Here is a 2,789-nt window from a genome sequence, read left to right on the forward strand (position 1 = left end):
CCCGGCAGGCCGTACGAACGGCTGCGGAGCACCTCCCGGGTCTGCACCGGCAGGCCGCCGAAGAGGGCCGAGCGGTAGTCGGCGAGCGCGGGGTCGTCCTTCGCCTGCCGGTCGAGGCCGTGCTCGACGGTCACCAGGACGGTCGTCCGGGCGTGCCCGGAGCCCTGGAGCGCCTGCCGCAGACCGGCCTCGCCGACGCCGCGGTTGAACGCGACCAGCGCCGTCAGCACGGCCGTCGTGATCAGCACGGTGAGCAGGACGGCGGCGGCCAGCGGCAGCCGTCCGCGCAGCCGGCGCACGACGAAGCCGAGCATCGAGTTCCTCCCCCGGTACGACCACGGCGCATGATCGCCGGATAGCGGACGATGCTGTCAGATTCGTTCAACGAACGGAAGGGACTTGCGCGAATCAGGTAAGTAGTGAGCAAATTCCTTGCACCGTGACGCCACACATCGTCAGCACGCCATGCACAGTTCAGGAATTCGGACCTGCTGGACGTCTGCGGACGAACCGTGAGCGCAGGTTCGACAATCGGATGACAAACGGATACGCAGGGATAGGGAGACGTCACATGACGCGGCAACCGGACGTCACCGACGCACCGATGGTGGCCGTGAGCGGCCTCCAGCGGAGCTTCGGCACCGGCGAACGAACCGTCCACGCGCTGCGCGGCGTCTCGTTCGAGATCCGCCGGGGCGAACTCACCGCCCTCAAGGGCCGGTCGGGCTCGGGCAAGACCACCCTGCTCAACCTCGTCGGTGGCCTGGACGCGCCGACCGGCGGCACCATCGCGCTCGACGGCACCGACCTCGGCGGCCTCGACGAGGACGGCCGGCTCGCGCTGCGCCGGGAGCGGATCGGCTTCGTCTTCCAGTCCTTCGGCCTGATCCCCATGCTCACCGCCGCCGAGAACGTCGGCGTGCCGATGCGGCTGCGCAAGGTGGCCCCCGCCGAGCGCGAGGAGCGCGCCCGCGCCCTGCTTGCCCTCGTCGGCCTGGCCGAGCACGCCAACCAGCGGCCCGGCGAGCTCTCCGGCGGGCAGCAGCAGCGCGTCGCGATCGCCCGCGCCCTCGCCAACGATCCCGGCCTGATCATCGCCGACGAGCCCACCGGCCAGCTCGACTCGGAGACCGGCCGCGCGATCATGCAGCTGCTGCGCGCGGTCGTCCACAGCGAGGGCGTCACCGTCCTGGTCGCCACCCACGACCCGACGCTGATGGAGCTCGCCGACCGGGTGATCGAGCTGCGCGACGGCCGGATCGTCGATCCCTCCTAACCCGTCACAGCGCCTGGAGCGCCGCCTCGCACTCACGGCACCGCCGGGTCCGCTGGGACGGCGGGTACCAGGGCTCACCGGGCCCGGACGGCCGGTAGGGCTCGCGCTCCAGGCCGGCCGTGTCGAGCCCGCAGAAGGTGACCGGACCCGGGTCCTCCGGCACGTCCGGGTCCGCCGCCGCCGCGTGCACGAACCGCACGCGCGCGCTCAGGTCGACCTCGCCGGCGTCCAGCACCTCCGTGGACGGCTCCAGCTCCAGCATCACCACAACACCAGTCATACGTCGACCCTGCGCCAGACCCCCGCCTCCCGCACTCCCAGCGGCCCGCCGATCACCCCCCGGGCGCGACGACCGACTGCGCGTGGCGGAACACCCCCTTCCCGTCCCAGTACTCCTTCGCCCGCTGCAGCCGCTCGTAGCCGCCCTTGTAGTACAGCCGCGGGTACGCCGCGTCCGCCTGGCCGGCCGTGCCCAGATCGACGTCCGGGTAGTTGACGTAGGCGCCGTCGGTGTCGGTGTCGATCTCGGGGACGCCCCCGGTCCGCCGGTAGACGGCCCGGTAGAGCCCGGCGAGGTACTCCAGGTGGTCGGCGTCCTTCCGCTCGTCCGTCCAGTACGTCTGGTACTGGAGCTTCATGATCGAGTCGCGCTGCGGAACGGCGGTGTCCCCGGGCCGGCGGGCGTTGATCCGGCAGCCGTAGGAGTCGATCTGGACGAGGGTCTGCTTCAGGTCGAGGCCCTCGACGTCCCGCCGCAGCCACTCCCACAGCGCGTCGATGTGGCCCTGGTCGAACGGCACCCGGTGGTAGGCCGACTTGTACTTGCCGCGCTGGTTGTCGCCCGAGCCGTTGAGCGTCATCGTGGCCTGGAACCAGGGCATTTGACGGTGCTTCTCCGGGTACGGCAGCAGCAGCCCGGCGACGCTCTGCGTCTGGACCGTCGCCCGGGTCTCCATGCCGGACTCGACCGCTGCGACGAAGTCCTCCAGCGGCCCCGGATCCTCGCCGTCCCACTGGCTGAGCAGCACGACGTTCCCGTTGGAGTGATGGGTGAGCTTCAGGAGCGTGAACAGGCCCTGGTAGACCGGCTCGTCCGCGCCGCTGTGCGCGGCCAGGAACTCCCCGTAGTTCCTCAGCAGCTTCTCGAAGTCCCCCGGCCTCTCCACCAGTTCGCCCCAGGGCCAGGCCACGCTGCTCAGCCAGACCCGGGGCGGCGGCGCCGGGATGCCGGCGGCGAAGTGGTAGCGCAGGACGACCCCGAAGTTCCCGCCGCCGCCCCCGGTGTGGGCCCAGAAGAGGTCCTGCTCGGGCGAGCCCGCCGGATCGTCCCGGTGCGCCTGCGTCACCGCGGCGGTGCCGCCGCGCACGGTGGCGACGTCGACCTGGACGAGGTGGTCGACCGTCAGCCCGTCGCGCCGGGAGAGCAGCCCGTACCCGCCGCCGCAGATGTGCCCGCCCGCGCCGACCGAGTGGCACGAGACGCGGGGGACCATGCCCACCTACACGCGGACCA

At 71.8% G+C, this 2,789-nt stretch carries 4 protein-coding genes; 1 reads left to right on the plus strand and 3 read right to left on the minus strand.

Features of this window, described 5'->3' with window-relative positions; translation table 11 throughout:
• A partial coding sequence (locus AB0O00_RS34540) for a hypothetical protein (protein WP_363658596.1) occupies positions 1-314 on the minus strand: 314 nt, incomplete at its 3' end.
• Between the two features lie 257 nt (positions 315-571).
• Between AB0O00_RS34540 and AB0O00_RS34545 the strand changes: the two genes are divergently transcribed.
• Positions 572-1,276: an ABC transporter ATP-binding protein gene (locus AB0O00_RS34545; protein WP_363658598.1), complete on the plus strand. Its 705-nt coding sequence runs from the start codon at positions 572-574 to the stop codon at positions 1,274-1,276.
• A gap of 4 nt (positions 1,277-1,280) precedes the next feature.
• On the opposite strand, the gene AB0O00_RS34550 is transcribed toward AB0O00_RS34545, so the two are convergent.
• Both AB0O00_RS34550 and AB0O00_RS34555 read right to left on the minus strand, forming a co-directional pair.
• Complete coding sequence (locus tag AB0O00_RS34550) at positions 1,281-1,556, minus strand: hypothetical protein (RefSeq protein WP_359973450.1); 276 nt, start codon at positions 1,554-1,556, stop codon at positions 1,281-1,283.
• 52 nt (positions 1,557-1,608) lie between these two features.
• The gene (locus AB0O00_RS34555) at positions 1,609-2,769 is read right to left on the minus strand and encodes a BBE domain-containing protein (RefSeq protein ID WP_363658600.1); all 1,161 of its coding nucleotides are present in this window, start codon (positions 2,767-2,769) and stop codon (positions 1,609-1,611) included.
• Positions 2,770-2,789 lie beyond the last annotated feature (20 nt).

Source organism: Kitasatospora sp. NPDC093558, assembly GCF_040683475.1.
In the GTDB taxonomy this organism is placed as follows: domain Bacteria; phylum Actinomycetota; class Actinomycetes; order Streptomycetales; family Streptomycetaceae; genus Kitasatospora.

Excerpts from the sequence above, each read along its gene's own strand:
- AB0O00_RS34545 (WP_363658598.1), top strand. The coding sequence starts at position 572 with ATGACGCGGCAACCGGACGTCACCGACGCACCGATGGTGGCCGTGAGC.
- AB0O00_RS34550 (WP_359973450.1), bottom strand. The coding sequence starts at position 1,556 with ATGACTGGTGTTGTGGTGATGCTGGAGCTGGAGCCGTCCACGGAGGTG.
- AB0O00_RS34555 (WP_363658600.1), bottom strand. The coding sequence starts at position 2,769 with ATGGTCCCCCGCGTCTCGTGCCACTCGGTCGGCGCGGGCGGGCACATC.